This window comes from Hymenobacter sp. HDW8 (genome assembly GCF_011305775.1).
Lineage (GTDB): Bacteria > Bacteroidota > Bacteroidia > Cytophagales > Hymenobacteraceae > Hymenobacter > Hymenobacter radiodurans.
The window spans coordinates 244,838-268,463 of record NZ_CP049907.1; the positions used below are offsets into that span (position 1 = coordinate 244,838).

Annotated in this window: 24 protein-coding genes; 7 read left to right on the forward strand and 17 right to left on the reverse strand. The window is 53.8% G+C overall.

What is annotated here, in order from left to right; all coding sequences use genetic code 11:
- Positions 1-47: 47 nt before the first annotated feature.
- The 17 genes from G7064_RS01080 to G7064_RS01160 form a co-directional block, all read right to left on the reverse strand.
- Positions 48-413, reverse strand: a complete 366-nt coding sequence (locus tag G7064_RS01080) for a hypothetical protein (RefSeq protein ID WP_166072104.1) — start codon at positions 411-413, stop codon at positions 48-50.
- A gap of 72 nt (positions 414-485) precedes the next feature.
- Positions 486-890: a hypothetical protein gene (locus G7064_RS01085; RefSeq protein ID WP_166072105.1), complete on the reverse strand. Its 405-nt coding sequence runs from the start codon at positions 888-890 to the stop codon at positions 486-488.
- 250 nt (positions 891-1,140) lie between these two features.
- Complete coding sequence (locus G7064_RS01090; RefSeq protein ID WP_166072106.1) at positions 1,141-1,560, reverse strand: pyridoxamine 5'-phosphate oxidase family protein; 420 nt, start codon at positions 1,558-1,560, stop codon at positions 1,141-1,143.
- Between the two features lie 128 nt (positions 1,561-1,688).
- Positions 1,689-2,465, reverse strand: coding sequence for a DUF1349 domain-containing protein (locus tag G7064_RS01095; protein ID WP_205711154.1), 777 nt, complete (start codon positions 2,463-2,465; stop codon positions 1,689-1,691).
- A 92-nt stretch (positions 2,466-2,557) separates the two neighbouring features.
- The gene (locus tag G7064_RS01100; RefSeq protein WP_166072107.1) at positions 2,558-4,357 is read right to left on the reverse strand and encodes a peptidoglycan D,D-transpeptidase FtsI family protein; all 1,800 of its coding nucleotides are present in this window, start codon (positions 4,355-4,357) and stop codon (positions 2,558-2,560) included.
- A gap of 154 nt (positions 4,358-4,511) precedes the next feature.
- Complete coding sequence (locus G7064_RS01105; RefSeq protein WP_166072108.1) at positions 4,512-5,639, reverse strand: alpha/beta fold hydrolase; 1,128 nt, start codon at positions 5,637-5,639, stop codon at positions 4,512-4,514.
- 186 nt (positions 5,640-5,825) lie between these two features.
- Entirely contained in the window at positions 5,826-7,019 is a 1,194-nt protein-coding gene (locus G7064_RS01110; protein WP_166072109.1) for an MFS transporter, read from the reverse strand.
- A 29-nt stretch (positions 7,020-7,048) separates the two neighbouring features.
- Positions 7,049-7,597, reverse strand: a complete 549-nt coding sequence (locus G7064_RS01115) for an REP-associated tyrosine transposase (RefSeq protein WP_166072110.1) — start codon at positions 7,595-7,597, stop codon at positions 7,049-7,051.
- Between the two features lie 251 nt (positions 7,598-7,848).
- Positions 7,849-8,520, reverse strand: coding sequence for a DUF6000 family protein (locus tag G7064_RS01120; RefSeq protein ID WP_166072111.1), 672 nt, complete (start codon positions 8,518-8,520; stop codon positions 7,849-7,851).
- A 76-nt stretch (positions 8,521-8,596) separates the two neighbouring features.
- The gene (locus tag G7064_RS01125; RefSeq protein WP_166072112.1) at positions 8,597-12,094 is read right to left on the reverse strand and encodes a methylmalonyl-CoA mutase family protein; all 3,498 of its coding nucleotides are present in this window, start codon (positions 12,092-12,094) and stop codon (positions 8,597-8,599) included.
- A gap of 75 nt (positions 12,095-12,169) precedes the next feature.
- Entirely contained in the window at positions 12,170-12,511 is a 342-nt protein-coding gene (locus G7064_RS01130; RefSeq protein WP_166072113.1) for a hypothetical protein, read from the reverse strand.
- A 494-nt stretch (positions 12,512-13,005) separates the two neighbouring features.
- On the reverse strand, positions 13,006-13,551 hold the full coding sequence (locus G7064_RS01135) for a Uma2 family endonuclease (protein WP_166072114.1): 546 nt from the start codon (positions 13,549-13,551) through the stop codon (positions 13,006-13,008).
- Between the two features lie 95 nt (positions 13,552-13,646).
- On the reverse strand, positions 13,647-14,000 hold the full coding sequence (locus G7064_RS01140; RefSeq protein ID WP_166072115.1) for a hypothetical protein: 354 nt from the start codon (positions 13,998-14,000) through the stop codon (positions 13,647-13,649).
- Positions 14,001-14,082: 82 nt separating this feature from the next.
- Positions 14,083-14,529 (reverse strand): hypothetical protein, encoded by a 447-nt coding sequence (locus G7064_RS01145; protein ID WP_166072116.1) that lies wholly within the window; start codon positions 14,527-14,529, stop codon positions 14,083-14,085.
- 90 nt (positions 14,530-14,619) lie between these two features.
- Complete coding sequence (locus G7064_RS01150) at positions 14,620-14,964, reverse strand: carboxypeptidase-like regulatory domain-containing protein (protein WP_166072117.1); 345 nt, start codon at positions 14,962-14,964, stop codon at positions 14,620-14,622.
- A 163-nt stretch (positions 14,965-15,127) separates the two neighbouring features.
- Positions 15,128-16,321 (reverse strand): formaldehyde dehydrogenase, glutathione-independent, encoded by a 1,194-nt coding sequence (gene fdhA, locus G7064_RS01155; RefSeq protein WP_133272996.1) that lies wholly within the window; start codon positions 16,319-16,321, stop codon positions 15,128-15,130.
- A gap of 146 nt (positions 16,322-16,467) precedes the next feature.
- The gene (locus tag G7064_RS01160; protein ID WP_133272995.1) at positions 16,468-16,881 is read right to left on the reverse strand and encodes a GlcG/HbpS family heme-binding protein; all 414 of its coding nucleotides are present in this window, start codon (positions 16,879-16,881) and stop codon (positions 16,468-16,470) included.
- A 308-nt stretch (positions 16,882-17,189) separates the two neighbouring features.
- On the opposite strand from G7064_RS01160, the gene lepA reads away from it, so the two are divergent.
- The 7 genes from lepA to G7064_RS01190 all read left to right on the forward strand — a co-directional run bounded on the left by lepA (position 17,190) and on the right by G7064_RS01190 (position 23,623).
- A complete protein-coding gene (gene lepA / locus G7064_RS01165) occupies positions 17,190-18,977 on the forward strand; it encodes a translation elongation factor 4 (RefSeq protein ID WP_166072118.1) in 1,788 nt (595 codons plus the stop codon).
- A gap of 104 nt (positions 18,978-19,081) precedes the next feature.
- Positions 19,082-19,270, forward strand: a complete 189-nt coding sequence (locus tag G7064_RS01170; RefSeq protein WP_133272994.1) for a hypothetical protein — start codon at positions 19,082-19,084, stop codon at positions 19,268-19,270.
- Positions 19,271-19,286: 16 nt separating this feature from the next.
- On the forward strand, positions 19,287-20,198 hold the full coding sequence (locus G7064_RS01175) for a bifunctional 5,10-methylenetetrahydrofolate dehydrogenase/5,10-methenyltetrahydrofolate cyclohydrolase (protein ID WP_133272993.1): 912 nt from the start codon (positions 19,287-19,289) through the stop codon (positions 20,196-20,198).
- 220 nt (positions 20,199-20,418) lie between these two features.
- Entirely contained in the window at positions 20,419-21,000 is a 582-nt protein-coding gene (locus G7064_RS01180) for a 7-carboxy-7-deazaguanine synthase QueE (protein WP_166075000.1), read from the forward strand.
- A 16-nt stretch (positions 21,001-21,016) separates the two neighbouring features.
- Positions 21,017-21,373, forward strand: a complete 357-nt coding sequence (locus tag G7064_RS22050; protein WP_240935640.1) for a hypothetical protein — start codon at positions 21,017-21,019, stop codon at positions 21,371-21,373.
- Complete coding sequence (locus tag G7064_RS01185) at positions 21,370-22,962, forward strand: OmpA family protein (RefSeq protein ID WP_240935641.1); 1,593 nt, start codon at positions 21,370-21,372, stop codon at positions 22,960-22,962. The genes G7064_RS22050 and G7064_RS01185 overlap by 4 nt, the downstream gene beginning before the upstream one ends.
- A gap of 292 nt (positions 22,963-23,254) precedes the next feature.
- Positions 23,255-23,623, forward strand: coding sequence for a hypothetical protein (locus G7064_RS01190; protein ID WP_133272992.1), 369 nt, complete (start codon positions 23,255-23,257; stop codon positions 23,621-23,623).
- Positions 23,624-23,626 lie beyond the last annotated feature (3 nt).

A 23,626-nucleotide genomic window follows, 5' to 3' on the forward strand; every position in this document is an offset into this window, starting at 1 on the left:
CACTTGATACATTCAGGGATGAACTGGTCACTAGGTTACATATGGTGCTAATGAGGATTTGGTTTGACTACTAACTCAACACCTAAATCAAATTCCAAAGGAGGGTACAGATACCCACAGTCATTAAAATCGAACGGGCTATCCTCCAAACTCATAGCCACCTCCATGAACTTTGATGCTAATACATTCCAAGCGTCTCTCGGCATCTGGTAAGTGCCTTTCCTAAGCGCATAAGGCAGCTCATCAGATACAATCAGTGTAATACTTCCTAAAGTGTATTTCTGCTCAAAAGAGCTATGTTGAATTATGCGCAATTCTGACTCTAGACGCTCAATACTAGCCGCATCTCCTTTAAATCGCATAGCATGTGGTAACTCGATAATTTGAATTCCTTTAGGAAGCTCTAGAACCATGATTCTAATTTCACATACGCGTTATTAGGTGCTTGCTTAACTATCCACCTAAGCAAGTCTGGGGGGCAAATCTTACTGCGCCCGCAGCCAGCTTTGGGCCGCGTCGAGGTCGTCGAACAGATAAATATCGAGTTGGTCGCTGATGCGGTGCTGAAGGTCTTCGATGGATATTTGGCCAAAGACGTCCGGCGACACGACTTGTGCGAAGGAACGCAGCCCGGCGGCCATGATGAGCGGCGTCCAAACCTGCTGAATCCAGTCGTTGGCTTCCGTAAACGTGCCCACCAGGTCGCGGTGGTCGTTCAATAGCTTCGGACAGGGTTGGTGGCGCAGCATTTCCAGGTAAGTCAGGCCGCCGTCCATGATAGTTCCCAGCGTTTGACGGCCAATCCAATGGGCATGAATCCAGTTTTCGCTCTGGTCGTAGCGCACCGTGAGGTAAGTGCTGCCGTCGCCACGGCGCAGCGTAGTAATCATAAACTATGAGATAGGGTGGGAAGCCGCTCCCAGCTTCCTGAGAGCCGTAGGTTGCAAATAACGCAGGAACGGCTGGATAGTTCTGGGGGGCTTTTTCGACACTCAATACAAACTCGTAGGCCGAAATACCAGTCCTTCTTAATTCAGCCCAGCAGGTGTAGGTATCACACGCCAATTGGTAACTACCTCAAAACGAAACCGCCCCAGCCAAGGTAGTGGCCGGGGCGGTTTGCAAAAGCTTGTGGGGGGCTTATTTAACGTGTAACTCGCCTTCGTCTTCCTGCTGCCAGTACTTAATACGCTTAGCCTCTACGCGCACCAACACAATGCCGGGCGTATCTACTCCCTCCGGAAACCATTGTTTCAGGCTAGGAAGCCAGTGTTGCTGCATGGTGGGCTTGTGCCGGATAAGATGCGCCGTGCCCACAATGGATACGTACAGTCCCTTCGGGCCACTGAAGCCAAGGTTGACGTGCGGATTCTCGCTGATGTCGTGCACCGTGCGCGACTGCTCGAAAGTGAAATAATAGGAGTTGCCATCGTACTCCACGTCGCCGTTGTTGCTCATCGGGCGGCTGCTCAGCTGGCCCCGACTGGTTTCCGTCGTGAGCATGGCAATGTCGAGATTCGCCATTTTGGTAGCAATCTCCTTGAGGGTTTTGGTGGCCATGGGAGTAGGTAAATAGATGAGCTTATAGTACGCGCAGTCAGGGTAGTAGTTGTTAAAATGCCCCCCGGATTGCTTGGCGCTGCTTCACTCTGTCCGTCTGCCCAACCAGCCGACACGACAGCGATACGTTAGTTGCCCAGCCGAAAATCCTTTACGCTATTTTGGGTAAGGCTTATCTCCTCAAAATGACTTATCGTGCCCGTGTCAACGGGGCACTGCGCACTCACGCCCATCCAGATTTCCTTGGGATAGTTGTTTTTGTAGAGCCGGACCAGTTGCCAGGTTTTCTTGTCGAGCGAATAGTAGCTGGCCACCGTGCGCGTATCCGACGATATTTTCATGTAGGCCGAGCCGCCTTTCACCACGTCGTGGTTATTATCGTCGGAGGTGCCAATGGTGCGCACCGACACAATGCGCTGGTTGCCGCGCTCATCCTGCTCAAAGCAGTGCTTCTGCCAAAAACTGTCGTTCACGTAGATATACAGCACCCCAGCATTATACAGCCCCTTCGCCGTGAAGCCGGGCATGACTTTCGACTCCAATGTAAAGGGCTTGGTATTATCCACCCTGGCCAGCAGAATAGGGGCGGTATTATTAGACAGCTTGTTATCGTTGGGGTCGCTGAAGAAGTCTTTTTTGGCCCCAACCCGAAAGGCTATCTTACCATTTGGATCCACCTTCGCCAACGTATCAGCCCCATTCACGGCTTTGGTAAAGTGGATATTGGCCAGCTTGATATCGCAAGGCTCGCCACTCACCCGCGCAGAGTCGCCGGCCGCGCCACTCGGTGAGGCTGATGCAGACGACGTATCCGTGGCCGCAACATCAGGCGTTTTGTTGTCGGAGCAGCTTCCAAGAAGAAGCATACTTAGCATCGCCGGGAAAACAGTAAGGTTGGGTTTCATAGACACTAGTTAGGAAAAATGCTGTGTTGTTTAGCGCCATACCGACGTGCTGCTGAAGCGCAAGCGAGGGTATAACGCACGCGCCGTTACGCTTAATACCCGCGCCGGGCCCGCTGCTGAATGCGTGCTTCCCATTTTTTGCGCTTAGGCGCAATCCTGCCAACCAGATAGTTCTCTATCACCAGCGCGGCGTAGGGCGCGGCGGCCGTAGCTCCAAACCCCGCATTTTCCAGATAAACCGCTACAACTATCTCAGGATTCTCGGCCGGCGCGAAACCCACGAAGGCGGCGTGGTCGTCGTCGCCATCATTTTCTATCGTGCCGGTTTTGCCGGCTATCGTAATGCCTACATCAGCCAGGCTGGAGGTTTCAGCAGTGCCACCGCGCTCCATTACGGCTATCATGCCTGGCAGCAGCGCCTCGAAATGTACACTGTCGATGAGGGTGTGGTGTTTTTCGGTGAAGCGGGGTAGCGGCCCGCCGTCACCTACGTTCCGCACCAGGTGGGGCGTGTAGTACCAGCCGCGGTTGGCAATAATGGCCGCCATATTGGCCATTTGCAGGCCCGTAAGGTTGATTTCGCCCTGCCCGATACTGAGGGAATAGATGGAGCGATACGTCCATTTGGTCGTGCCGCGGGCCTTATCAAAATATTCCGGGTTGGGCAGAAAGCCGGGAGCTTCGCGCGGTAAGTCCACGCCCATTACGGAGTCCAGCCCAAACGAGCGGACGTAGCGGCGCCACTCGGCCAGGTTTACGTGGCGGGCAGCCACCGAATCCTGAGCAAGGCTGTCGGGCACGTAGTTAATAACGTTCCGCATCACCTGGTAGAAATAAGGATTGCAGCTGTATTGCAAGCCCAAAGTCAGGTTTTTGGGCTGGGGATGTTTATGCACGCAGCTAAGCAGCGTCTGGTCGCAGCGGAACGAGGTGGCGGGGGTGATGGCACCCAACTGCAAGGCTACGGCGGCATTCACCAGCTTGAATACCGAGCCGGGCGGATTAGCCAGTGTAGACGGCCGATTAATCAGCGGCATTTTCTCGTGCTCCAGCAGTTTACCTCGCACTAGGGCCTGGTCGGGCGCGGTGATAGTAGCCGGCCTGTAAGTGGGCCCCGACACGTAGCACAGGATTTCGCCAGTACGTGGGTCGAGCGCAACAAGGTAGCCTTTGCGGCGGCCCATCATCTGTTCGGCGTAGGCCTGTAGTTTCACGTCGATGGTCAGCCTTAAGTCTTGGCCTTGCTGAAAAGCTGTGTCGGGAGCCCAATTGCCGTGCGTCTGGCCCAACGAATCTACTAAGGGATGCAGGTAGCCCCGGTTTCCGTTGAGCAGGCCATTATAGTAGGTTTCGAGTCCGCCATTGCGAAGCTCATAAAAGCGGCCGCGCCGGTAGCGCTTGGCTTGTTTGTAAAAGGCCTGGGCCTCTGCGCCCATATAACCCAGGAAGTGGGCACCCACGCTGGTGGTGTAGGTGCGCTGGGGGCGCTCCGTCAGGGTTAGCTGGGGCCAGTCTTTGCGTTGGCGGCGCACCCGTTTGGCTTCGCCTGCCGTGAGGCTAAGCTCAACTGGGTAGCCGGCCGGCATATCTTCATACGGCAGGGCATCGGCAATGCGCTTACGCGTAGCCACCGGCCCCCAGCCGAGCAATTGGCCTAGCGCTACCGTATCGAGTGGGGGCTTGCGCGGCAGCTTCAGCAGATACTGGGTGCGCGTGGCTACCAGCACCGAGTCGTTACGGTCGAGCACCCGCCCCCGCTGCGGCACGTCCGGCAAGACCACGCGCTGGCGAATGTAGCGCGCACTCGTGTCTGGTTCCTGAGTCTGTATGCTCGTCTGCTGTTCGGGTGAAGAACAGGCAGCCAGCACGAAAAGCATGGCTAGTAAACTCATTTCCCAAATACAAGTATTTAAAAATTTGCGCATCAGGGTAATGTACGCATTTGCCCCTCAATTAGACGTGCTTATCGCGACAGCCGCGCTCCTCGTCGGTTTCATAAGCGACAACCTTCTGGCGTGCTCTCGGTACGCGTTCTACGCCCGGTAGCTACTTTTTGCGGCTGTTTGCCGGCAAGGTGGCTAGCGGTCTGACCTCATTCACCAATGTAAGCAGCAGTTTGCCAGGCTCTTCCAGCGGCAGTAAGTGTGCGGAGTTCTCAAACCAAATGCCTTTTTTCAGGGGGGCTTTTAGTGCGGCCAGCCAGTTCACAGTGGGCTCCGAGGGTGTCGTATAATCGTGGCGACCCATGAGCATAAACACGGGGATAGGAAATGACTTCACCGGCTTGAAGTCAACACGCAGAAACTCCGGCAGCAGGCGGCTTAGCGTAAATAGGCTGCCTTTATCAATGGCCTCAACCTCAACTGGTGTGTAAGCTGGAGAAAGGAGCGGGGCGTTGAAGTAGTACACAGAATTGGCCCGGTACGCCGACAAGCCCCCGTAGTACTGTGGCCATTTGCGGGCAATAATAATTCGCTCCCGGGTGATGGGCTGGTTGCCAGGGTAGGGGGCAAAAGAGCGCAACTCCCGCAAGGCCACTTCGTTTTTCTGCTTTGTAGCCTCGCGCAGAGCGTACTCAAAACTCAGCCGCTCGTTGTCCTGGGAGTTGATAACCTGCCCGATACCCACGTAGGCGTAAAACAGATCGGGGCGCTTGAGGGCGGCGTGCATGCTCACGATAGTGCCCCAGCTGTGGCCCATCAGAATGAGCTTCTGCTGACCGTATTTTTTGCGGATAATTTCGGCTAGCGCAATTGCATCCTGCACGTACTGCTCCACGCGAATGGTGCGGCCAAGGCCGGTGGTGTCGTTGGTGGCGTAAGTCTTGCCCGAGGCACGCTGGTCGTATTGCACAATGGTGAAATATTCCTCTAACGGCCGCTGAAACATCCACGTCACCGGGGCCATGGGCGAGGCCGGCCCGCCGTGGACAAACAGGATGATGGGGTTGCGCTTATCCTGCCCCCGCACGTATACCCACTGCTGCACGCCACCTACCGGCACCGCGTACGACTCCTGCACCCCGTTTGGCGCCACAATCGAGTCCCGGTCGGCTATGATCTTGTGGGCTTTGGCATACGGGTCGGGTGGGCTGCTCTGGCCGAAAGAGGCAGTTCCGCTAAGCAGCAGTACCAGCAGACCCGCGAAGCTTCGGATAAGGAAAGAAACTCTCATACAAGGCAAGTGAAAAAGCCCCCAGAGGCAATGGAAGCCACAGCAATTACTACAGCGCAAGATGGAAGTAGCGCCGTTAGCGTTGCCTGAAAATAACTGATACTCAGATTGCTTCAAGCGGTGCGGTTTTATTATGCCCCTAGTGCAGCAGAGGCAACGTAGTCTCTTCAAGAGGATAGTTGAGTGCTACGATTTTGTGCCAGTTGGAGCCGGAGCTAGCCTCGCCCTGCCGCTCAGCTGCGCCAGCAACCCCAACGCCGGCCCCACAGCCAGCAGCAGGTAAAGGTCCTGGACCTGCACAAAGCCACTAAGCCAACTCGTGAATTGTATGCTGACTACAGTAATAGCAAAGCCAATACAGTTCACGATGGTCAGGGCGGTGCCGCGAGAAGCGTCCGGCGCGCTTTGCGCCACTAGGCTGGAGAACATAGGCGAATCGGCGGCGACTACCATTCCCCAACCAAACAAAAAGCTCAGAAAAAAGCCCCCCGACTGGCTGCGAAGCACCAGCGGCGACACCAAGCAGCACAGCCCCGACAAGGCCAGCGCCGTGGTAGCTAGCGTGCGGGGGGCAACTATCCGCGAGAGCAGCCCGCTGCCCATGCACGCCAAACCACCCGCTCCAATCAGCAAAAACGACAAGAAGGACACCGGCAAATTGGCACCGGGGTGGGCGTTGTTATAGGTCGTCAGTATCAGCGGTAGAAAGGCCCAGAAGGTGTACAGTTCCCACATATGGCCGAAATACCCGAAGGCGGCGGCGCGGAACCGCGGCAACCGAAAGCCGCTCAGAAAAGCGGTGAGTTGCAAGCGTTGCCCGGTGCGGCGGTACGGGCCATCGGGGACCAGCAGCAGCATGGCCAGGCCGCCCAGCACCGCCAGGCCCGAGGTAGCCAGCGCCACAAACTGCCACGGCAGCTGCGCCGTAACGCTCTTTAGCAGATGCGGGAAAGCAGTGCCCAGCACCAGCGCCCCCACCAAGAAACCCAGCCATTTGCCCAAGCCCGTCTGCGCGTAATCGGCGGCTATTTTCATTCCCACTGGGTAAATGCCCGCCAGGAAAAAGCCAGTCAAAAAGCGGAAGGCGAGCAAACTGCCCGCTTCCACACCGGGGAGGTTAATACCCAGGTTGCACAGCGCGGCAGCTAAGGCGCTGAAGAAGAACACCCGCGACGGCGAAAAGCGGTCGGCAATGGCTAGTAAGGCAAATACCAGCGTGCCGGCAATAAACCCTAGCTGGACAGCGCTGGTCAGATGGGCTACAAAGGTGGGTGGCTGCTGCAAGGTGGCCGCCAAATCCGCCGCTATGGCATTGCCTGCAAACCAGAGTGAGGTGCATAAGAACTGGGCCAGCACAATGACGGGTAGAATTCGGGGCATAGGGGAGTGGGTGGAATCTGGGGGCTTTTTTAACCAATAAACAATACATCCAGCAAGCCGAGCCGGTCGGCATAATTGCGGGCGCTGCTGTAGAGGAAATCCTCCGGCACGTCCACAAAACCGGCTACAACTGGGTTGCGGTGCAAGTAATCGAGGCGCTGTTGTTGAAGCTGGTTGGAGTGTAGCTCGATAGGGTGGTTGTCCTGCTGCCAGAATTGATACTGCTCGTTGTGGGCATTGCGCTGCCCCGCTCGGCTAAACATCCACAGCATCCACTCGCGGCGACTTTCTTGGTCGTTTTCCTGAATAGCTTTCAGAATACTCTTAGAAGTGTGGCGCTTCAAATCACGAAGAATAGCCGACAGGTTATCATGGGCGCTGCTGATAATCAGGTGAGCGTGATTAGTCATCAGGCACCATGCGTAAAGCTCCAGCCCTTTGTGCTGCTGGCAATAACGCAGACTGTCCACGAAAATGTCGTTGTAAAGCCGCCGCGTAAACACGTCAATCCAGTTAACGGTAGCGAAGGAAACAAAGTAGAGCTTCTGCGAATCCTGAATCTTATACTTCTCACTCATGCCAGCAAGATGCAGGATTATCCAAACACCACATAACGCAATGACTCTCCACTGGCGCGAGTTTAGCGCAGCGTAACTCGTGACCAGCCATGCCGGGAGGCTGCGCCTCCCCCGCCAGAACGACAACGCCGCCCAGATTACCTAGGCGGCGCGGTCAGAGTTTGCCGCTACTGCGGCAGTGGAGGTACAACCTCCACCTCAAGGCTAGACACGAACTACAAGCTCGCGCCAGTTTAACGGTCATTGAGAGATTAGCTTGAAGCTTCGCCAAGCTGTTTAACAACCTCTTTGCTGCGTATCATATGCGCGATTGAGTTATCTAAGTTTGAATAAGGCTTATCACTTTTATACTTACGCCAGTTATTTAAGTATTGATTATGTTCAGTAGGAGAGATTGTATAAAGCGCAGCTAGAACTGAGCCTTGGTCAAACCACAAATCTTTTCGGTTTAGATAAAAGTCAAGATACATTTTTAGGTATTCGATTGACTGGTCTCCTCCAAACGTAGCTAAGGCCAAGGCGTATCCTGAACCTGCATAACACACTTCACTTTTCAAGAGATGAACACCTATAATATCGGTTAGCTCAGTATAACCTTTGATTGCAGCGAAGTAGGCACCAACAATTCTTGGCCGCCAATCAAAGTCGCCTAGTAAATGTCTTACAACATCTGGGGTAACTTCCTTGGAAGCTGTGACAAATGCTTCCATTGTTTGAGCATCGAGTTTGTTTAATGAGGTCATGTAAAACTTCAGTACCCACTTCTCAATAAACTCCTCCGAAAGCTCTTCATCATTTCTAAACGCTTCAAGCTGTTCAAAAGGATTTCTGTGTCGAACTGTCGCACCCGCCATATGCAAAGCAAGCTCGGTAGCTTCGTCGATGCGGCTAAATAGCTTTTTCCAAAGGCTCGAACCTGTCATACAATAGTTTATGAAGCATTAAAAAGGGCACTATCCCAGCAAGATAGTGCCCTTCAAATTTTGATTCGAAAGACAATTACATATTCCGCCGATATTGCCCCCCAACCTCAAACAGTGCATTCGTGATCTGCCCCAGCGAGCAGAACTTCACCGTTTCCATTAGCTCCTCGAACAGGTTGCCATTCTGCACGGCTACTTGCTGTAGCTGCTTCAGGCGCTGCTCCGTGGTGCCTTCGTTACGGGCGTGGAGGTTGTTGAGCATCGCTATTTGGTACTGCTTTTCCTCTTCCGTGGCGCGGATAACCTCGGCGGGCAGCACCGTGGGCGAGCCTTTGGAGGAGAGGAACGTGTTCACGCCGATGATGGGGTACTCGCCCGTGTGCTTGAGCATCTCGTAGTGCAGGCTTTCCTCCTGAATCTTGCCGCGCTGGTACATGGTTTCCATGGCGCCCAGCACGCCGCCGCGCTCCGTGATGCGGTCGAACTCCAGCAGCACCGCTTCTTCCACCAGGTCAGTTAGCTCCTCAATGATGAAGGAGCCTTGCAGCGGGTTCTCATTTTTAGCCAAGCCCAACTCCCGATTGATGATGAGCTGAATAGCCATGGCCCGGCGCACCGATTCCTCGGTGGGCGTGGTGATGGCCTCATCGTAGGCGTTGGTATGCAGAGAGTTGCAGTTGTCGTAGATAGCGTAGAGGGCTTGCAACGTGGTGCGGATATCGTTGAAGTCGATTTCCTGAGCGTGCAGGCTGCGGCCCGACGTCTGGATGTGGTACTTCAACATCTGGCTCCGGGCGTTGGCGTTGTACTTCAACTTCATGGCCTTGGCCCAGATGCGGCGCGCCACGCGGCCAATCACCGCGTACTCGGGGTCGATGCCGTTGGAGAAGAAGAAGCTCAGGTTGGGCGCGAAGTCGTTCACGTCCATGCCGCGGCTCACGTAGTACTCCACGAAGGTGAAGCCGTTACTCAGGGTGAGGGCCAACTGAGTGATAGGGTTGGCGCCAGCCTCGGCAATGTGGTAGCCCGAAATACTCACTGAGTAGAAGTTGCGGACCTTCTCCTTAATAAAGTACTCTTGCACGTCGCCCATGAGGCGCAGGGCAAACTCGGTGCTAAAGATGCAGGTGTTCTGGGCCTGGTCTTCCTTCAGAATATCGGCCTGCACGGTGCCGCGCACCTGGCTCAACGTGCGCGCTTTGATTGTGGCATACACATTGGGGGGCAAAACCTGGTCGCCGGTTACGCCCAGCAGCATCAGGCCGAGGCCATCGTTGCCGGCGGGCAGCTCGCCCTGGTAGCTGGGGCGCACCACGCCTTTGTCCTGATAAATCTGGTTGATCTTGGCTTCCACTTCCTGCTCCAGTCCGTGCTCCTTTATATAGAGCTCGCACTGCTGGTCGATGGCGGCATTCATGAAGAACGCAGCCAAGTGAGCGGCCGGACCATTGATGGTCATGGATACCGACGTGCTAGGGTTGGCCAGGTTGAAGCCGGAGTATAGCTTCTTGGCGTCGTCGAGGCAGCAGATGCTCACCCCGGCGTTGCCGATTTTGCCGTAGATGTCGGGCCGGTGGTCGGGGTCTTCGCCGTAGAGCGTCACCGAGTCGAAGGCCGTGCTCAGGCGCTTGGCGGGCAAGCCCATGCTCACGTAGTGGAAGCGGCGGTTGGTGCGCTCGGGGCCACCTTCGCCCGCAAACATACGAGTGGGGTCTTCGCCCTCCCGCTTAAACGGAAACACGCCAGCCGTGTAAGGAAACTCGCCGGGTACGTTTTCCTGGAGCTGCCAGCGCAGCAAGTCGCCCCAAGCCGTGAAGCGCGGCATACTCACCTTCGGAATCTGCTGACCCGACAGGCTTTGAGTGTGCGTTAGGATACGGATTTCCTTGTCGCGCACCTTAAAGACGAATTCGGGGGCCTTATAGGCGGCTACTTTCTGCGGCCAGGTCTCCAGGAGTTTCCAGTTCTGACCATCGAGCCGGAGCTTGATTTCCTGGAATGTGCTCTCCAAGCCGGCCACGAGTGATCCGGGGTCGGTTCCGTTGCTGCTGCTCCCGCCGCCTCCACCAGATCCGCCGGACTGGAGGCTTCTAACGGCGTTGAGGCTTTGGTCGAGGCCGTAAAGCTGCTGGGCCACTTCGGCTTGCTTCTGTACCCAAATATCATAGTTGCGGTTGGTTTCAGCGATTTCAGATAAGTAACGCGTGCGGTGGGGCGGAATGATGTAAATCTTCTCCGAATCCTCCGTGGTGGTTTCCAGCTGGGAGGCAAAAGTGGCTCCCGTTTTCTTCTCCAACATGCTCAGCACGGCCCGGTACAGGCGGTTCATGCCAGGGTCGTTGAACTGCGATGCGATGGTGCCAAACACAGGCAGCGAGTCCAGAGGCTGGTCCCAGAGGCCGTGGTTGCGCTGGTACTGCTTGCGCACGTCACGCAGGGCGTCGAGGGCGCCGCGCTTGTCGAATTTGTTGAGAGCAATAACGTCGGCGAAGTCCAGCATGTCGATTTTCTCGAGCTGGGTGGCCGCGCCGTACTCCGGCGTCATTACATAGAGGCTGGCATCGGAGTGCTCGATAATTTCGGTGTCGGACTGGCCGATGCCGCTGGTTTCGAGGATGATCAGGTCATAGTTGGCGGCGCGCACCACGTCTACGGCGTCTTGCACGTACTTGCTCAGGGCGAGGTTGCTCTGGCGGGTGGCCAGGCTGCGCATGTACACCCGCGGCGAGTTGATGGAGTTCATCCGAATCCGGTCGCCGAGCAGGGCTCCGCCGGTTTTGCGCTTGCTGGGGTCTACGGAAATAATAGCAATGGTCTTCTCAGGGAAGTCCATCAAAAAGCGCCGCACCAGCTCATCTACCAAGCTGGACTTGCCCGCGCCACCCGTACCCGTAATGCCGAGAATAGGAGCGGAGCTTGTTGCGACTTCCGTATCGCCGGTAGCAGCTTGTTGGGTAGCGCCATTGCCGTTGTGGGGAGCTTTTTCCTGCTGTTGAAACTCCGCGACCAACTGGCTCTTCACGCGCTCGAACTCCTCGGGGAAGTTTTCGGCGGCCGAAATCAGGCGGCCAATGCTGCGGGCGTCTTTCTCTTTTACGTGGCTCACCTCGCCGTTCAGGTTCTGGCCGGTGGGGAAGTCGCAGCGCTGCAATAGGTCATTGATCATGCCTTGCAGACCCATAGCGCGGCCGTCGTCGGGCGAGTAGAGGCGCTCGATTCCGTAGGCTTGCAACTCAGCAATTTCGCTGGGCAGAATCACGCCGCCGCCGCCGCCGAAGATGCGCACGTGGCCCGCGCCGCGCTCTTTCAGCAGGTCGTGCATGTACTTAAAGTACTCGTTGTGGCCGCCTTGGTAGGAGGTAATGGCAATAGCTTGAGCATCTTCCTGAATGGCGCAGTCCACGATTTCCTGTACTGAGCGGTTGTGACCCAGGTGAATGACTTCGGCGCCGCTGCTCTGAATGATGCGGCGCATCACGTTGATGGCCGCGTCGTGGCCGTCGAACAGGGCCGCCGCCGTCACAATGCGGATATGATGCTGGGGTTTATAGGGAGCTACGGGAGCAACTTGCATAGCGGGTGGAATGGGGTGGGGTACGTGGGGCTAAGGTACGAAAAAAGCCCCGGCGCAGCAGCGGGGGGCTTTTTGTTACCAAGGTTCCTGCAAGTATGCTGTCAGCTCTTCTAAGGTTTTACCAACATAAATCGCATCATCCGGAATAGCACCAATAAACGGAACAGTATAAATGTTGCCTGTTTCCTTTTCAATAGCACAGGCCTCGCCAATTTCATAAGTTCCTACCAAGAAGAAACCTGGGAAGTTTTCATCGGCATTGTACCCCTGATTTATTTCTGAAACCTCAGCTATCGGCCATAAGTGTAAATACTTTCCTTCCTCTTGCTCAAAATCATAGATTTTTTCGTGCTTATGGCTCATCAGAGCTAAATACCAGTCAGGTAAAGAAAAGCCTATGGTTTTTATGCCAGACATAATTGTTAAGGGTATTGGATGCTTGTTTAAGTTTATCAGAATAGCTCTTGTTCTAACTAAATCTAAACACTCTCACAATGCCGTCAGCCGCCGAAACCCTGGCGCGGCATGCTGGGGGCTTTTTGGTGAGGTGCAAAGCTAAGCTGACTGTTTAATCAGCACACTAGGATTAAGCACTTTATCTAACTGTCCTATGCTTAGTAAGTCTGTTATGGTTGCCTCTATACATTCTCTGGTTAACTCCTTTACAAACAGATCAGGAGGCATGATGTAAGCTCCATCTAAATTATTATTTGCCTTGAAATCGTGACTAACGGCAGTTTTTAACAAAGCATAAGTTCAGACATTGATTCCGTAGGTCTGGCCAGTGGAAAGCTCTACTTTAATATTACAGAACTCATTCTGTGCATCCCATTCAGATGAATCAAAGTGTTCGAATTCCAGCCAGAGCTTAAAGTCAAGCATAAGTATAGTTAATAAGCTAGTTAAAGTTTTTACCGCAGTTCCGCCAGCCGCAGCCGAAACCCCGGCAGCACCGCTTCACCGGAAAGCTCGTTGTCAAAGCCCTGCACCAACTCCGGCTCCGACTGGCTGGGACGATAGATATAAGCCGTTTCCGTTTCGGGCACGATAAGCCACGCCAACTGCGCGCCGTTGCGCAGCCAGTCGAACATTTTAGCTTGCAGCATTTTGGTCGAATCAGTGGCAGACTTCAGCTCGACTATAAATTCTGGGCACACGGGCGCAAACTTATCCTGCTGCTCTACGGTCAGCGCGTTCCATTTAGCAGCTGAAACCCAGGAAGCATCCGGCGACAGTACGGAGCCGTCGGGGAGGGTGAAGCCAGTGTTAGAATTGAAAGCTTCGCCAAGTGACTGGTGCTGTTCCCACCATTTACCAAGTTGAAGATTGAGGCGAAAGTTGCGTTTACCTGAGCGGCTGCCGGTAGGCAACATAATGACGATTTCATGGTTGGCGGTGCGCTCGATGCGCAATTGGGGGTGCTGCTGGCAGAAGTCGAAAAACTCGTCATCGGTCATGCGCTCTAAGTAAGAGCCCCCAGAAGTATGCCGCCGGATTCGAATAGATTCTGCATAGTCTAAAAGTAGCAATTATGCGCTGAAAAAGCCCCCGCTTACTTGTCAGTCTGTTCTTCGAGTAATTGCAGCAACTTATCAGCGGCCTCTTCAATATCGGTGTAGCCTTGCTGGGCGGCGCGCTCCTTGGCGGCAATCAGGCCGTCGCGGTGCACGGTTTTGAAGTCGCCGTAAGGGAAGTGGTAGCGACCTTTGGTGTCTTCGGCCTTGCTCATATCGAGGCCCAAGTGCCATTGCCCATATTCCTCCATCTCATGCTTGCTGAGGTAGGTATTCTGGGCGGAGGTATGGGGATTGTGCTGGCCCCAGTGGCCCTGGTCGTTTTTGAATTTGCCTTCCTCAATAAGATGTTTGGCAAAGGTAACAGCGGTCGGATTCAGGGTAAGGCTCATAGCTAGAGAGATAGGTAGATAAATAAGGCGCGGCCGAAAAAGCCCCCCAATACCTACGCACGCCACCCTGCGAGGTTCATGCTCAGCTTCGTAGACTCAGGGCCGTCACGTACATGCTCAGGCTGGCGGGCATGGTGATCCAGCGGTCCTCCGACTTATCCCGAAACATGGTGCGGTGCAAGGGTGATATGGGGCCCGGAATGGTAAGTAAGTACCAATCGTGCTTGCTGTCAGGCCTTCCCTGCAGCCACTCAAGCGTTACGATTACCCGCTGATTGTTGCCCACCTGCACATCGTAGGGTTTCAGGTCGATGTGTTGCCAGCCGGTGGCACCATCGGCTACGCCAAACTGTACGTCGCGGGTAAGCAGAGAAGTCGTGGGTTGGTCATTGTCGTCCAGGGCGCGCACATTGAGCCGAAAGCGCAGGTCGCGGAAGTGGTTGTGCCGAATATAAAAATTGGCGTCCTCCAGTTGGCTGTTGGCTTTCACGCGCAGCACCGTGCCCACCTCGCGCCCAGGCTTATGCACCGGGTCCTCATCCTGACGAAGTTGAAAATTGTAGGCAGTCAGACTGGAGCTGCCATCGTTGCCGATGCGGTGACGTTTCCGGTCGGTGGCTCACACTTTTACCTCCTTCAGCGTATGGGCTTGAGGCACAAGTTTCACTTCAGCCAAATTGCCAAGCTGAGCCACGGTCAAACGCTGAGGCAGATACCCAACGCAGGAGATGACAACTGTGTCGGAAGCCGCAGCGGTGGCCAAGGGCGCTAGAGAAAACGAGCCACTGCCATTGGCTACTGTCCCGATGGGTTTCCCCAGTACGCCCACCGAGGCGTAGGGTAATGGTTCGCCCGCAGCGTTGGTCACGCGACCAGGTGAAGCGCTTTGGGCTGAGGCAATAGAAGGTGCTACAAGCACGAATAATAAGGACGCAATAAGGTGAGGATAAGAGGGAAAGGACATAAACTTTGTAGAAATTGAGTATCATTTACATTGTAGATAGAAGTGGAGTAGGGTACAGTTGCATTACTTATTCTCCCAAGCACAAAAAGGCCCCCCAGAGTATCCTGGCGGGCCTTTTTCTATTCTTCTAACTACAGTGTAATTGTATTTAGAGAAAAGGCGGTCATGCCGGAATCATGTTGTGGGGGTTGATGACGAATTTCTTAGCCACGCCACTGTCAAACTCAGCGTAGCCTTTGGGAGCGTCATCGAGGCTGATAATTTCCACGTTCACGGCTTTGGCAATCTGCACTTTATCGTAGAGAATTGCCTGCATCAACTGGCGGTTGTAGCTCATTACGGGCGTTTGGCCGGTGTGAAAGGAGTGGCTTTTGGCCCAGCCCAAGCCGAAGCGAATAGATAGACTGCCTTTCTGGGCGGCCTTGTCCTCGGCGCCGGGGTCTTCGGTTACATACAGGCCCGGAATGCCGATGGAGCCGCCCGCGCGGGTGATTTCCATAAGGGAGTTGAGAACGGCAGCCGGCACTTCCTTCTTCGAGTCGGTGCCGTGACCGCTGGCTTCGAAGCCCACACAATCGACGGCGCAGTCAATCTCGGGCACGCCCAGAATCTGGGTGATTTGCTCGGTCAGGGTAGCATCAAGCGTTAAGTCCACGGTTTCGCAACCAAAAGAACGGGCGTGAGCTAAACGAGCCTTGTTCATGTCGCCCACGATAACCACGGCCGCGCCCAGGAGCTGCGCCGAAGCTGCCGCGGCTAAGCCTACAGGCCCCGCGCCTGCTATATATACCGTAGCGCCCGGACCGACGCCAGCCTTCACGGCACCGTGAAAACCCGTCGGGAAAATGTCGCTCAGCATGGTCAGGTCGCGGATTTTCTCCATGGCCTGATCCTTATTCGGAAACTTCAGCAGATTGAAGTCGGCGTAGGGCACCATCACGTACTCGGCCTGGCCACCTACCCAGCCGCCCATATCCACGTAGCCGTAGGCGCCGCCGGCGCGGCCTTCGTTCACAGTCAGGCAGATACCGGTTTTCATCTCCTTACAAGTACGACAGCGGCCGCACGCTACATTGAAGGGCACCGATACCAAGTCGCCCTTCTTTAAAAACTCGACGTCAGCTCCGGCTTCGATAACCTCGCCCGTAATTTCATGGCCTAGCACGAGGCCGGCGGGAGCCGTGGTCCGGCCGCGCACCATATGCTGGTCGGATCCACAAATGTTGGTTGACACTACTTTCAGAATCACTCCGTGAGTGATGTTGCGTCCTTTGGGGTTCTTTAGTTCGGGAAAGTCGATGCTTTGCACTTCTACTTTGCCCGGCCCCAAGTACACGACGCCGCGATTGTTTGCCATAGTTAGATAAGGTTGTGGTTGGAGGAAAGGCGCCAGAAACGTTGCGCCGGTGTGGGTTCATCAACAATCAGTAAAAAAAGCCCCCCAGTGTACCTATTTCATGCTCTGGGGGGCTTTTTTACTGGCTTACTAGATCGAGCTGAGTGTTACTCCTTCACGGCCTGCACTGCGTCGGCGCCAGCTTGGGCTACGGTGTGGTCATTCTCCACGGTGTCGCCCGATACGCCAATAGCCCCGATGACAGCGCCTTGATTGTTGCGAATCGGGATGCCGCCGGGGAAGGTAATGAGGCCGCCGTTGGAGTGCTCAATGTTATAAAGCGGGCCGCCGGGCTGGGAAAGCTTACCAACTTCGCCAGTATTCATATCAAAAAACCGAGCGGTTTTGGCTTTCTTAATGGAGATATCTAGGGAGCCAAGCCAGGCGTCATCCATGCGCAGAAACGTCACGAGGTTGGCGCCGCTGTCTACAATGGCAATATTCATTTTCACGTTGTGCGCCACGGCTGCTTCGTGGGCGGCGGTGAGGGCTCGTTGGGCTTGCTTCAGGGTAATGCTCATGGGAGAGGTGTTGAGGTTAAAATTAGTTTGAGTACTTCAACAACAGCATTTCCGGCCATTTGTCATACCTAGTGAACTAGAATGAGATGATGCGGGTATGAAATGAGAGGATAGCAGGGTAGACTTTTGCTTGCGTGCCAGTATGATTAGCACTAGCGAAACGGAGAAGCCGGATTTCCTCATACGGTTGGGCTTGAAGCAAAATTTGCCCCCCAGCGCATTCTCTGCCTCAGTTAAGGGCGGCGGCATCACTCAGATAGCTTTTCCGCCCCTTGTTGCCTACCTTTGTAGTTGTAAAACCCTCGCCAGTGAAGCATATCCGCAATTTCTGCATCATCGCCCACATCGACCACGGTAAAAGCACCCTGGCCGACCGCCTGTTGGAGTTCACCAGCACTGTGGCCAAGCGCGACATGCAGGCTCAGCTACTCGACAACATGGATCTGGAGCGGGAGCGGGGCATCACCATCAAGAGCCACGCCATCCAGATGCAGTACCCCTACAAAGGGGAAATGTATACGCTCAACCTGATTGATACTCCCGGCCACGTCGATTTCAGCTACGAAGTAAGTCGCTCCATTGCCGCCTGCGAAGGCGCGCTGCTCATTGTCGACTCCTCGCAAGGCATTGAGGCTCAAACGATTTCTAACCTGTACCTGGCTATTGGTGCTGACTTGGAAATTATTCCAGTGCTGAACAAGATCGATCTGCCACACTCCATGCCGGAAGAGGTGAGCGACGAGATCGTGGATCTCATCGGCTGCGACCGGGAGGATATTATCCCGGCTTCCGGCAAATCCGGTATCGGCATCGAGGCCATTCTGAACGCCATCTGCGAGCGGATACCGGCTCCCAAAGGCGACCCAGAAGCCCCGCTGCAAGCCCTGATTTTCGACTCCGTTTTTAATTCTTACCGCGGCATTGAGGTTCTGTTCCGCATCAAGAACGGTACCATGCGCAAGGGCGATAAGCTGCGCTTTATGGCTACCGGCAAGGAGTACGGCGCCGATGAAATTGGTATTCTGGGTCTTAACCAGGAGCCTCGCCAGGAAATGGGTGCCGGCAACGTAGGCTACCTGATTTCAGGCATCAAGGAGGCTCGGGAAGTAAAAGTAGGCGACACAATCACCCACGTAGCGCGGCCCACGAAAGAGGCTATTGTCGGCTTCGAGGACGTAAAGCCGATGGTATTTGCCGGTATTTATCCCGTCGATACCACGGAGTACGAGGAGTTGCGCTCTAGCATGGAGAAGCTGCAGCTCAACGACGCCTCGCTGGTGTGGGAGCCCGAAACCTCAGCGGCGCTGGGTTTCGGCTTCCGGTGCGGCTTTCTAGGTATGCTCCACATGGAAATCGTGCAGGAGCGTCTGGAGCGCGAGTTCAACATGACGGTGATTACTACCGTGCCCAGCGTTCAGTTTCACGCCACTGGCACCAAGGATCAGTTGCTGACCATCAACGCTCCCTCCGAAATGCCGGAGCCGAACCTGATTAAGCACATTGAGGAGCCCTTCATTAAAGCGCAGATTATTACTGCGGCTGACTATGTAGGGCCTATCATCACTCTGTGCATGGAAAAGCGTGGCATTATCAAAGGCCAGAGCTACCTAACTTCCGAGCGGGTAGAGATGAACTTTGAGCTGCCCCTGTCAGAAATCGTGTTCGATTTCTTCGACAAGCTTAAAACCATCAGCCGCGGTTACGCCTCCCTTGACTATGAGCTGATTGGCTTTCGCGAGTCGGACATGGTAAAGCTCGACATTATGCTCAATGGTGAGAAGGTCGACGCCCTGTCGGCCATTGTGCACCGTTCCAAAAGCTATGAGTGGGGCAAGCGCATCTGCGAAAAGCTCCGGGAGCTCTTACCGCGCCAGATGTTCGACATCGCTATTCAAGCCAGTATAGGCCAGAAGATCATCGCCCGCGAAACAGTGAAAGCCCTTCGCAAAAACGTAATTGCCAAGTGCTACGGCGGCGACATCAGCCGGAAGCGCAAGCTGCTTGAAAAGCAGAAGGAAGGCAAGAAGCGGATGCGCTCAGTAGGCTCCGTGGAAATCCCACAGGAAGCCTTCCTGGCAGTGTTGAAACTCGATTGATTAAAGATTGAAACGCGCCTCTTGGGGCGCGTTTTTTTATGCTTGTCTTACTTTTTTCACCTCATACACTTCCTGACAAGCCGTTGTATGACTACCTCAAACCAATGGCTAACAAACTCACCGAGAACTGTACGACCGAAGTACAGTTAGACAAGATCATTAAAGGACAAGAGCGCAAGTTTCGTTGGCGCGACGATTGGCCCACGATGGAGAAAGAGCTACAGGAATCCGGCGCCGCTGCTATTGCTGCGCATAATGAGGCACGTAAGACCACTACCACTTCTTCCGAATAATATCGCTGATACCCGCATGACCACTGCCCCCGAAGCTACTAGCTACAAACTCATCGACGGCAAGAAAACTGCCGAAGACATCAAAGTAGAAATTGCCGCCGAGGTTGAAAAAATAAAGGCCGCGGGGGGCAAAATTCCCCACTTGGCCGCCATTCTGGTGGGCCACGACGGTGGCTCTGAAACCTACGTGCGTAACAAGGTGCTGGCCTGCGAGCGGGTAGGCTTCGAGTCAACCCTGTTGCGCTACGAGGATGATATCACCGAAGCTGAGTTGCTGGCCAAGGTGGAGGAACTCAACAACGACGACCGCATAGATGGCTTCATTGTGCAGCTGCCACTGCCGGCCCACATCTCGGCTGATAAGGTTATCGAAACCATCAAGCCGGAGAAAGATGTTGATGGATTCCACCCAATGAATATGGGGCGCATGGTGGCTGGCTTACCTGCTTTGTTGCCAGCTACCCCGTCCGGTATAGTGGAATTGCTAAGCCGCTACGGCATTGAAACCAGCGGGCAGCACTGCGTAGTGATTGGCCGCAGCAACATCGTAGGGACTCCGGTTAGTATATTGCTTGCCAAGAACTTAGATACGGGTAACTGCACTGTTACTTTGTGTCATTCACGCACGCGCAACCTGGCTGAGATTGTTCGCACGGCCGATATCGTAGTGGCTGCCATTGGCCGACCTGAATTCGTGACGGCTGACATGGTACGGCCCGGTGCCATCGTTATTGATGTAGGTACTACCCGGGTGGCCGATGCTAGCAAGAAGTCTGGCTTTACCCTGAAGGGTGACGTTGATTTTGTAGGGGTAGCGCCTAAGTGTTCCTACATCACACCTGTACCTGGTGGAGTGGGCCCGATGACTATTGCCATGCTCTTGCTTAATACGTTGCGCGCCGCTAAAGGAGACATATACGCCCGGTAGAATCCTATTCAGCCGAAATAAAGCTTTTAAAGTCCGGGTAGTTCGACTACTTTTAAAAAGTGGGTACGCGGAACGGAAGTCGAGCGCTATAGCGTTTGAAGATCCGGGCCGTGGGCCTCGCTTACTGTTTATTTTACCATATTCTACTGTTTTGCTGCATACAATTCCCCTTATAGCCGGCTCGGCGGCGGCGGCATATCTCAATGCCTCACTGCCCCTGATGGAGCAATTCTATACCATTCAGGGAGAGGGTTATAATACTGGTCGGGCTGCTTATTTTCTTCGCCTGGGCGGCTGCGATGTAGGCTGCCACTGGTGTGATGTGAAGGAATCTTGGGATGCTAGTCAACATCCGCCCGTGGCACTGACTGACATGGTCGCGGCTGTGAAGCAGCATCCGGGCCGCAACGTGGTGGTGACGGGTGGAGAGCCCTTGATGCACAACTTAACTCAGCTCACGGCCAACCTAAAAGATGCCGGCTGCCAAACTTGGCTCGAAACATCGGGTGCGTATCCACTTACCGGCGATTGGGACTGGATTTGTGTTTCGCCCAAGAAATTTAAGGCACCACTGCCTTCCGTGCTTCAGTTGGCCCATGAATTGAAGGTAGTTGTGTTCAACAAGAGTGATTTTGCATGGGCCGAAGAGCACGCCGCGCAAGTAGGTACGCACACTCGCCTTTATCTGCAGCCTGAATGGAGCCGTGCCGCACAGATGACCCCATTAATCGTGGACTATGTGAAGCAAAATCCGCAGTGGCAGGTGTCTTTACAGACGCATAAGTATCTCGATATACCGTAGCTTTCAGCTTCTGCTTATGCGCCGTTTGCTACCTGTTTTCGTGCTGTTGATGCTGTTAGTAGGTGCCATCCTCCCTACAACCGTTGCGCTGGCGCAAGCCAAACTCTCCACGACGAATACGAAGGCCCGCCACCTGTTTGAGAAAGCCCAGGAGCAGGCCAAAGAGCGCGATTTTACAAAAGCCCTTGAGACGCTTTCGATTCTCAATGATAAGTTTCCATCCCAGGGTGAACCCTTCCTTTTAAAGGGCTCTCTGCTCAAAGCCATGGGGGAAAACCAGGCGGCTTTTGAGGCTTACCGGGCCGGCTTAGCAATATTGCCCCCAGCGCTACGCGTTACGCTGACTATTATACCTTGGGGGAATTGGCGATGACCTTTGGTGATTACAAAACAGCCTCCACTGGTTACAAAAATTATGTGAAAATGGCCCCCAAAGGCCAACGCAATGTCAGCCGGGCCCAGCGCCAACTCAAGAATTGTGAGTTTGCCCTCAAGGCCATAGCCAATCCCGTGGGTATGTCACCAGAGCGGCTGGGTGAGCCACTGAATACGTTTCGGTATCAGTATTTTCCTGCTCTGACGGCTGACAACCGCTTTCTGCTTTATACCATTCAGGATGCAGGCGATGAAAATCTCTTTGTTGCTAAGCGTAATGATGATGGGTCTTTCGGGCAGCCAGTTTCTATTTCTCCCCTCATTAATACACAGTACAAGGAGGGAGCCAGCACTATTTCAGGCGATGGCAAGACCCTTGTTTTCACCTCCTGCGACCGACCTGGTTCCGTGGGAAGTTGCGATTTGTATATCTCGCGTCGAACGGGCAACAACTGGAGCAAGCCACAGAACTTAGGCCGCAACGTTAACTCGCCTGAGTGGGACTCACAACCTACTCTTTCGGCCGATGGACGCACTCTCTACTACACTTCTACCCGCCGGGGAGGACAAGGCCAGGAAGACATTTACGTGACCACTCTGCAGCCCGACGATACGTGGAGTGTTGCTCGCAACTTGGGAGAGCCTGTGAATACGCCCGGCAAGGATATGGCACCCTTTATTCATGCCAGCGGAACCACGCTGTATTATGTCACGGATGGCCTTGTTGGCATGGGGGGCCTAGATGTATATCGCTGTGAGATGCAGGCGCCCGGCCGTTGGAGTGAGCCCCGCAACCTTGGCTACCCACTAAATACCTTCGAAAATGAAGCGTCCCTTTTTATTACTTCCGACAATCGTCGTGGCTTCTGCTCCCGCTCACGCGCTACTGAGCCGGGCGTAAAACAGGAGCGCGACCGGCCGGTAGAATTATTCGGGTTTGAGGTTCCCGCAGAAGTTCGAGCCCGTGAAACCAGTACCTACACTCAAGGTCGTGTATTCGATGCGACAACCAAAAAGCCGTTGCGGGCTGATGTGCAGCTCTATGATCTGCAAACGGATGAATTGGTGCAGTACGTAACGTCTGATAGCGAATCGGGTGACTATACCGTAGTGCTTAACGAAGGGCGGCAATACGCGATGTACGCCGTCGCGGACAAGTATTTGATGAAGAGCTTAAGCTTTGACTACACTGACAAGAGACGCTTCGACCCGCTGACCCTAGATATTTATCTGGAGCCTGTGCGGGCAGGACGCAGTATTGTGCTGAATAACTTGTTTTTTGATACCAATCAGTATGACCTCAAGCCTAAATCCCGAACAGAATTAAATCGGCTGATCCAATTTATGCGGCAGTATAAGGATATAGAAGTAGAGATTTCAGGGCATACCGATGATGTAGGAGCAGACAGCGACAACATGGTTTTGTCGCAAAACCGAGCAAAAGCTGTGTATAATTATTTGGTGGCAAATGAAGTGAAAGCAAGCCGACTTCGTTTCAAAGGGTATGGCGAAACCAAGCCATTGCAGCCAAATGATTCTGATACTCATCGCCAACAAAATAGAAGGATCGAATTCCGAATACTCTAGCACTCTAAGTATAAATAGTTCAAAAACGACCCTAGATTTTATAAAATCTAGGGTTTTTTGTGTTGTAGTATTTCTTGCTTATAGAATCATTAAAAGCTTTCCAGTGAATGAATTATCTATTTGTGGTAAAAGTAAAGAAGTAGAATAGTGATAAAAATTATGTTTTTTTTTAAATATTTCCATATACATTTGAGACGTGATGTAACTGTGATCCGCTTGAGCATGTGAGGCTGACACTTTGCAAAACCCATCAAATGTTTCTTTTCCACTTTACCTTCTTTTACCTACCATTATGAAAAAAGTATATTTTTTTGCCTGTTTAATCCTGTGCTTGCAGGGGGCATCGTCCACTGTATTGGCTGCTGATGGATCTACAGCCATTCAAGCTCGCGCAACTACGCTCACTCGCGCTATTGCTAATAAAGCACGACTGGACGAAGGTCAATACTTAAAGGTGAAGCAGCTCAATGTGAAAATGCTTTCGGATATGGACGATTTGAAAGTTCGCTATGCTGCCGATCCCTTGAGCTTGGATCAGAAAATGGCGGAAGTTCAGATTGACTATGATGTTGCACTTGCCCGAGTGATGCGTACTGATCAGTTTGCTATGTATCAGCAGTCGCGGAGTACTATGACTGCACTAATGAATGCCTCTAATTAATCT